The following is an 8064-nucleotide window of genomic DNA, read 5'->3' on the forward strand; positions in this document are numbered from 1 at the left end:
CATAAGGAAGTGTCTGAGAACTGTTTCTCGGGCACTTTTGTTTTTAAGATCAAATGACTTGCATGATCTTCTCGCTCTTGGAGAAGTGGAAAGCTATTTTCTGCTTTCATTTGATGCCAAAAAATGATAGAATAAAGGCAAACTATAAAGAGGAGTGTCACATGACTAAAGCAAACTTTGGTGTTGTTGGTATGGCCGTAATGGGTCGTAACCTTGCCCTTAATATCGAATCTCGTGGCTACACAGTTGCCATTTATAACCGTAGTAAAGAAAAAACAGAAGATGTAATTGCTTGCCATCCTGATAAAAATTTTGTGCCAAGCTATGATATCGAAAGCTTCGTAAACTCAATCGAAAAACCACGTCGTATCATGCTTATGGTTCAAGCAGGACCTGGTACAGACGCAACCATCCAAGCCCTTCTTCCACATTTGGATAAAGGCGATATCTTGATCGACGGAGGAAATACTTTCTATAAAGATACCATCCGTCGTAACGAAGAGTTGGCGAACTCTGGTATCAACTTTATCGGTACTGGTGTATCTGGTGGTGAAAAAGGTGCCCTTGAAGGTCCTTCTATCATGCCTGGTGGACAAAAAGAAGCCTATGAATTGGTAGCAGATGTTCTTGAAGAAATCTCTGCAAAAGCGCCTGAAGATGGAAAACCATGTGTGACTTACATCGGTCCTGATGGAGCTGGTCACTACGTAAAAATGGTCCACAACGGGATCGAGTATGGTGATATGCAATTGATCGCAGAAAGCTATGACCTCATGCAACACTTGCTTGGACTTTCTGCAGAAGACATGGCTGAAATCTTTACTGAATGGAACAAGGGTGAATTGGACAGCTACTTGATCGAAATCACTGCTGATATCCTTGGACGCAAAGACGACGAAGGTCAAGATGGACCTATCGTAGACTACATCTTGGATGCTGCAGGAAACAAAGGAACTGGTAAATGGACTAGTCAATCAGCGCTTGACCTTGGTGTGCCATTGTCGCTGATTACTGAGTCAGTATTTGCTCGTTACATCTCTACTTACAAAGAAGAACGTGTTCATGCAAGCAAGGTTCTTCCAAAACCAGCTGCATTCAAATTTGAAGGAGATAAGGCTGAATTGATTGAAAAAATCCGTCAAGCCCTTTACTTCTCAAAAATCATCTCATACGCACAAGGTTTTGCTCAATTGCGCGTCGCTTCTAAAGAAAACAATTGGAACTTGCCATTTGCTGACATCGCATCTATCTGGCGCGATGGATGTATCATCCGTTCTCGTTTCTTGCAAAAGATCACAGATGCATACAACCGCGATGCAGATCTTGCTAACCTTCTATTGGATGAGTACTTCTTGGATGTCACTGCTAAGTACCAACAATCAGTTCGTGATATCGTAGCTCTTGCTGTTCAAGCTGGTGTACCAGTACCAACCTTCTCAGCAGCGATTACTTATTTTGATAGCTACCGTTCAGCGGATCTTCCCGCGAACTTGATCCAAGCACAACGTGACTACTTTGGTGCTCACACATACCAACGTAAAGACAAAGAAGGTACCTTCCACTATTCTTGGTACGACGAAAAATAATCTTGCCCTATGGTCAAACGAGTTCTACTAGTAGAAAATGAGAAGCAAATCGCTCGCTTCATTGATTTGGAACTTCAAAAAGAGGGGTATCAAGTTGATGTGGTCGAAGATGGAAAAGCAGGTCTGGCGTTGATTGCTGCGACCAAATATGATCTGATCTTGTTTAATTACGATCTGTCAGATATGTCTGGTGAAAGATTCGCAGAGGAAATCAGTCGGATTCGCCCAGCTTCTGTTTTGATTGTTTTGGATAGTCGCGAAAAAATTGCTGAGCACAAAGAGAGTATTCAGCGCTTTGCCGTTTCCTATATGGTCAAACCCTTTATTATCAGCGATTTGGTAGATAAGATCACAGCCATTTTTAGAGGACGTGATTATATTGACCAACATTGTAGCCAGATGAAAATCCCAACGTCATACCGCAATTTGCGCATTGATGTGGAACACCATACCGTCTATCGTGGGAAGGACATGATTAGTTTGACCCGCAGAGAATATGACCTCCTAGCGACCCTGATGGGAAGCAAGGGAGCGGTAACACGTGAGCAGTTATTGGAGAGTGTCTGGAAGTATGAAAGTACGGGTGAAACCAATATTGTTGACGTCTATATCCGTTATCTCCGTGGGAAGATTGATCTCCCGGGTCAAAAAAGCTATATTAAAACAGTTCGTGGTATTGGCTATGCCATGCAAGATGAGTTAGAATGAAACATTCGAATCCTTTAAGGATTCGAATGTTTTTTAGTTTCAAAGAAATCGTTTGCGTTGAAAAAAGAATGAGTTTTAAAAAGAATTTGGCTTAAAAAAGATAAAAAAATATAAAATTTGGAGAAAAAAATGAATGTAAGGCTTTACAAATTTTTAAAATATGGTTTGCTAGAAGCAAATTAAGCGCAAACGTTTTCTTAAAAACAAAAGCCTTAAACAATATAAGGAGGTTGAATGATGAACAAAGGATCATTCAAAAGTTTATTTAGCTTTGAATTCTGGCAGAAGTTTGGTAAGGCCTTGATGGTCGTTATCGCTGTCATGCCAGCTGCTGGGTTGATGATTTCAATCGGGAAATCAATCCCTATGATCAACCCGAATTTATCTCCACTTGTTATTACAGGTGGGATTCTCGAACAAATCGGTTGGGGGGTTATCGGTAACCTTCACATCCTCTTTGCACTCGCTATCGGTGGTAGCTGGGCCAAAGAGCGTGCTGGGGGTGCATTTGCGGCTGGTCTCTCTTTCATCTTGATTAACCGTATTACCGGTGCAGTTTTTGGAGTTACATCAGCAATGTTGGCTGATAAGGCTGCTACAGTACACACAATCTTCGGTGGATCAATTAAAGTTGCGGACTACTTTATCAGTGTTCTTGAAGCTCCAGCTCTTAATATGGGGGTATTTGTAGGGATTATCTCAGGTTTCGTTGGAGCAACAGCCTTCAATAAATACTACAACTACCGTAAACTCCCAGAAGCCCTTTCTTTCTTCAACGGGAAACGCTTTGTACCATTCGTTGTTATTGTACGTTCAGCCATTACAGCCTTGCTTTTAGCGGCTTTGTGGCCAGTAGTTCAATCAGGAATTAATGGATTCGGTATTTGGATTGCCAACTCGCAATCAACAGCTCCAGTTTTGGCACCATTCTTGTTCGGTACTTTGGAACGTCTTCTTTTGCCGTTTGGTCTTCACCATATGTTGACCATTCCAATCAACTATACTCAATTGGGTGGTAGTTACCAAGTTCTTACAGGTGCTGCCAAAGGAACAACTGTATTTGGACAAGATCCACTTTGGTTAGCTTGGGTAACAGACCTTGTTAATTTGAAGAAGGCAGACCCTAGCCAATATCAACACTTGCTTCATGCGTACACACCAGCTCGTTTCAAAGTTGGTCAAATGATCGGATCCTTCGGTATCTTGATGGGTATCGTGGTTGCTATCTATCGTAATGTGGATCCAGATAAAAAAGAAAAATATAAAGGGATGCTTTTTGCAACTGCCCTTGCAACATTCTTGACAGGTGTAACAGAACCAATTGAATACATGTTCATGTTTATTGCTACACCATTGTACCTTGTTTATGCCTTTGTGCAAGGAGCTGCCTTTGCAATGGCTGACTTGGTTAACCTTCGTGTCCACTCATTCGGTTCAATCGAATTCTTGACACGTACCCCAATGGCCATCAACGCTGGTTTGGCATTAGATATCTTTAACTTTGTATGGGTAACAGTCCTCTTTGCCTTTATCATGTACTTCATTGCCAACTTCATGATTAAGAAATTCAATTATGCAACTCCAGGACGTAACGGTAACTATGAACAAAATGATGATGCCCCTGCAGGGGATGGTGCAGCAGCAGGTGCTGCTACAAGCTCAGCAAGCTCACAAGTCATTAACATCATCAACCTTCTTGGTGGACGTGCCAATATCGTAGATGTTGACGCATGTATGACTCGTCTTCGTGTAACCGTTAAGGACGCTGAAAAAGTCGGAAACGAAGAACAATGGAAAGCAGAAGGAGCTATGGGTCTTGTCATGAAAGGACAAGGTGTCCAAGCGATCTACGGACCTAAAGCTGACGTATTGAAATCTGATATCCAAGACGTTCTTGATTCAGGTGAAGTCATTCCTGAAACACTTCCTAGCCAAATGACAGCAGTTCAAAAAGCTGAAGCAACCTTTAAAGGGGTGACGGATGAAGTGCATTCCGTTGCAGATGGTGAAGTGATCAACATCGAAGATGTGAAAGATCCTGTATTCTCACAAAAAATGATGGGTGACGGATTTGCAGTTGAGCCTGAAAATGGTCACATCGTTTCACCAGTTGCTGGTAAAGTTACCAGCGTCTTCCCAACCAAACATGCCCTTGGTTTGGTAACAGATAATGGTTTGGAAGTCTTGGTTCATATCGGTCTAGATACGGTTAGTCTTGAAGGAAAACCATTCGAGGTTAAAGTTACGGAAGGTCAAACAGTTGCTGCTGGGGACCTATTGGTAGAAGCAGACCTTGATGCGATCCGTGAAGCAGGTCGTGAAACTTCAACAATTGTTGTCTTCACAAATGCAGATGCGATTAAATCTGTTAAGGTCGAACATACTGGTAAATTGGCAGCAAATGCTCCAGTTGCAACAGTAGAATTATAAGAGACGTCGGCAAAGAAAATGAGGTTGGGGCAGTGCACCCGGCCTCTTGCCGTTTCTTGATTTGGAAAAAAGGAGAAATCAGGGGATGAAATTTTTAACATTAAATTCCCATAGTTGGATGGAAGAGAATGCCCAGCAAAAATTTGAAACCCTCAAGGAACAAATTTTAGAAGCACAATATGATGTGATCTGTTTCCAAGAGGTCAATCAAGAGATGGCCTCAGAAACAGTTAAAACAGATGAGTATTATCAAGCCGCGCCATCAGCCGTGGCTATTCACAAGGATCACTTTGTTCGCGTATTGGTTGAAGAGTTGGCTGCCCAAGGGCTTCACTACTATTGGACTTGGGCCTACAACCATATCGGCTATGATCACCTCAATGAAGGGGTGGCAGTTCTTTCACGTCAACCCTTGAAGGCAGATGAGATTTTGGTATCCAATATGGATGATCCAACGGACTATCATACCCGTCGAGTGGCCGTTGCTCATACGAGTGTGGATGGAAAAGAAATCGTTGTTGGCAGCGTTCATCTTTCTTGGTGGGACAAAGGTTTCCAATTTGAGTGGCCACGCATTGAGAACTACTTCAGCCAAGTAGGCAAACCCTTTATTCTAGCTGGTGATTTCAATAATCCTGCTGGTCAAGAGGGGTATGAAACGATTTTATCCAGTTCCTTAAAGCTCCAAGATAGCTTTATTGAAGCCAAAGAAACAAAGGGGACCTATACTGTAGGCCCTGGAATCGATGGCTGGACGGATAATCAGGTACCACTGCGAATTGATTACATCTTTGCAAGTCCAGAATGGGAAATTAAGCGTCTACATGTCATTTTTGATGGTCAAAATAAACCGCTTGTGAGTGATCACTATGGCTTAGAAGCTGAATTATCTCTTTAAAATCAAATGAGAGTTCTAGAATGATTTTAGTTTTAAATTGTTTTAGGACTTTTTTAATTTGTAGAAGAGGAGTGGGGACAAGGAGATCTCCTGTTCTTCTGCTTTCTTTACGATTCATTTTATGGTAAAATGAAGTGTTAAAACAGTTTAAGGAGGTAGCAAATGCGTTGTCCAAAATGTGGTGGAAGTAAGTCTAGTGTGGTGGATAGTCGACAAGCTGAAGACGGGAACACCATTCGTCGTCGTCGTGAATGCGAAGAATGCCATTATCGCTTTACTACCTACGAACGAGTGGAAGAACGGACCCTAGTGGTTGTTAAAAAGGATGGAACACGCGAGCAATTTTCTCGTGATAAAATTTTTAATGGTATTATCCGCTCGGCACAAAAACGACCTGTATCCAGTGATGAAATCGAAGAAATTGTAAACCGGATCGAGCAAAAGGTTCGTAGCCAAAGCGATAATGAAATTAACAGTGAGTGTATTGGTTCTTTGGTTATGGATGAGTTGGCGGACCTTGATGAGATTACCTATGTCCGTTTTGCTAGTGTTTACCGGAGTTTCAAGGATGTCGGTGAGTTAGAGACCCTCTTGAAACAAATCACGAAGGGAACCAAGAAGAAAAAGGAAAAATAGATGAAGCCCAATACTCCGTTCTCATTTTTAAAAAATAACATTCTTCCACCGGCAGGGCCTGCATTAGAGCAGTATTACCTGCCTATTTTAGAGATGGAAACCGTGACGGTCTATCGCTTTCTGCTCGCATCTTATGATCAAGGTGAAAAGAAACATCTACTTGCCCAAATCTTAAACCACATTGATATGGGGTTTCCTCAATTGTTACTTGCTTTTGATCGTTTGATTGCTATGGGATTGATCGATATCTTTGAGGAGGAAGCTGGCATCGCGATCCAGTTGCACGCTCCTCTTGAGGCGGAGCAATTCTTTTCCAATGCCGTCTATAAACGCTTGCTTGAAAAGAAAATCGGGGAAAAGGCCGTAGAGGATTTGCTCCCAGCGCGCTCTTTAGGGAGTAGAAGGCAAGTTTCTTTCTCGCAAGTCTTTGGACTAGATGCTGGGGAAGCGACTGTTGTTCCAAGTAAGAAACAGCAGTTTGATATGGAGATGTTTAAGCGAATGATGGGGCGTGATGGACTTCGTTTTGCGGATGAAGGAGAAGCAACCCTAGCCCTCTTTGCCATCGCAGAAGAGCAGCAATGGACCTGGTATGAAACCTATCTTTTAGCCAAAGAAACAGCTGTAGACCGGATTGTCTCTCCAAAGAGAATGAAGCAAAAGTTGGCTCAGGCTAGCCAGGAACGACCACGTATGTCCTATAGCCGTCAGGAAGAAACTATTCTGAGGGAAGCTAAGGCAAAATCCAGCCTACAATTTCTAGCGGAGATTAAGAAGACGCGCAATGCGACCATTACGCAGAGCGAACGCAAGACTTTATCCAAGTTAGCTGATCTAGGCTTACTAGATGAGGTGATCAATATTATCTTATTGTTGACCTTTAACAAGACCCAGTCTGCTAATCTCAATGAAAAGTATGCCTTGAAGGTAGGAAATGATTTTTCTTATCAAGGGGTCAACAGTGCAGAACTAGCGATTTTAAAAGTTCGAGAACGCCAAGAGCAAGCTAAGGCTCAAGGAAACAAGGGGACGAGTCCTACATCAGCCAAGGGCAAGCACAGCAATGTTCCCAAGTGGAGTCAACCAAATTATCAAAATCAGACCAGTCAAGCAGAAAAGGTGGATCTTGCTAAAGAGAAACAACGCCTGTTAGAAAAACTGAATCAAGGAGGTGAGTAGATGGAAAGTGTAGGTCAAACCATGTCTCACATGAACCGTGCGCGTCAATTTAACTATGAGGATTTGGTCGCACAGATCTTGGCAGATCAAGAAGTTGCTGCCTTTATTAAGGACCAGTCTTTGTCTGAGCAAGAAATTCGACGTAGTATTTCAAAATTTAATCAATACATTAGTGAACGCAACCGTTTCTTATTGGGAGATTCGGATTATATTGCCAAAGGTTATAAGCCCATCCTCACCATGAATGAAGGCTATGCGGATGTCGCTTATGAGGAAACGCCAGAGTTAATCGAAGCCCAAAAACGAGCTGCAATCAACCAACGTCTTAACTTGATTAATCTCCCTTCGACCTTGAAAGAAGCGAGTCTAGCCAAGGTAGAGCTCGATGATAAAGGACGTTTCGAGGCTTTTGAAGAATTAGCCAATTTTGTGGCCAACTATCCTGAATATCAAAAGGGGATCTACCTCTATGGTGATTTCGGAGTAGGAAAGAGCTACATGATGGCAGCTTTGGCTCATGATTTATCCGAAAAGCGCCAGGCCTCAACTACCCTACTTCATTTCCCAAGTTTTGCTATCGATGTCAAAAATGCCATCAGTTCGGGCTTGGTCAAAGAAACCGTCGAT

General features: G+C 42.4%; 7 protein-coding genes. All 7 read left to right on the forward strand.

Annotation, left to right across the window (positions count from 1 at the left end; genetic code table 11):
* Window positions 1-161: 161 nt before the first annotated feature.
* Entirely contained in the window at window positions 162-1586 is a 1425-nt protein-coding gene (gndA, locus tag SPADD19_RS01075) for an NADP-dependent phosphogluconate dehydrogenase (RefSeq protein WP_061454983.1), read from the forward strand.
* A 9-nt stretch (window positions 1587-1595) separates the two neighbouring features.
* Window positions 1596-2294, forward strand: coding sequence for a response regulator transcription factor (locus tag SPADD19_RS01080; RefSeq protein ID WP_003017362.1), 699 nt, complete (start codon window positions 1596-1598; stop codon window positions 2292-2294).
* A gap of 234 nt (window positions 2295-2528) precedes the next feature.
* Window positions 2529-4724: a PTS transporter subunit IIBC gene (locus SPADD19_RS01085; RefSeq protein WP_128861541.1), complete on the forward strand. Its 2196-nt coding sequence runs from the start codon at window positions 2529-2531 to the stop codon at window positions 4722-4724.
* A gap of 85 nt (window positions 4725-4809) precedes the next feature.
* On the forward strand, window positions 4810-5622 hold the full coding sequence (locus tag SPADD19_RS01090; RefSeq protein ID WP_049498392.1) for an endonuclease/exonuclease/phosphatase family protein: 813 nt from the start codon (window positions 4810-4812) through the stop codon (window positions 5620-5622).
* A gap of 162 nt (window positions 5623-5784) precedes the next feature.
* Window positions 5785-6258: a transcriptional regulator NrdR gene (gene nrdR, locus SPADD19_RS01095; protein WP_003017391.1), complete on the forward strand. Its 474-nt coding sequence runs from the start codon at window positions 5785-5787 to the stop codon at window positions 6256-6258.
* Window positions 6259-7437, forward strand: a complete 1179-nt coding sequence (locus SPADD19_RS01100) for a replication initiation and membrane attachment family protein (protein ID WP_003017373.1) — start codon at window positions 6259-6261, stop codon at window positions 7435-7437.
* Window positions 7438-8064, forward strand: a 627-nt coding sequence (locus SPADD19_RS01105; protein WP_241496381.1) for a primosomal protein DnaI, incomplete at its 3' end; no start/stop codon positions are given. It abuts the gene before it with no gap.

Origin of the sequence: Streptococcus parasanguinis, from assembly GCF_001578955.1 — a bacterium.
Taxonomy (GTDB): Bacteria; Bacillota; Bacilli; order Lactobacillales; family Streptococcaceae; genus Streptococcus; species Streptococcus parasanguinis_U.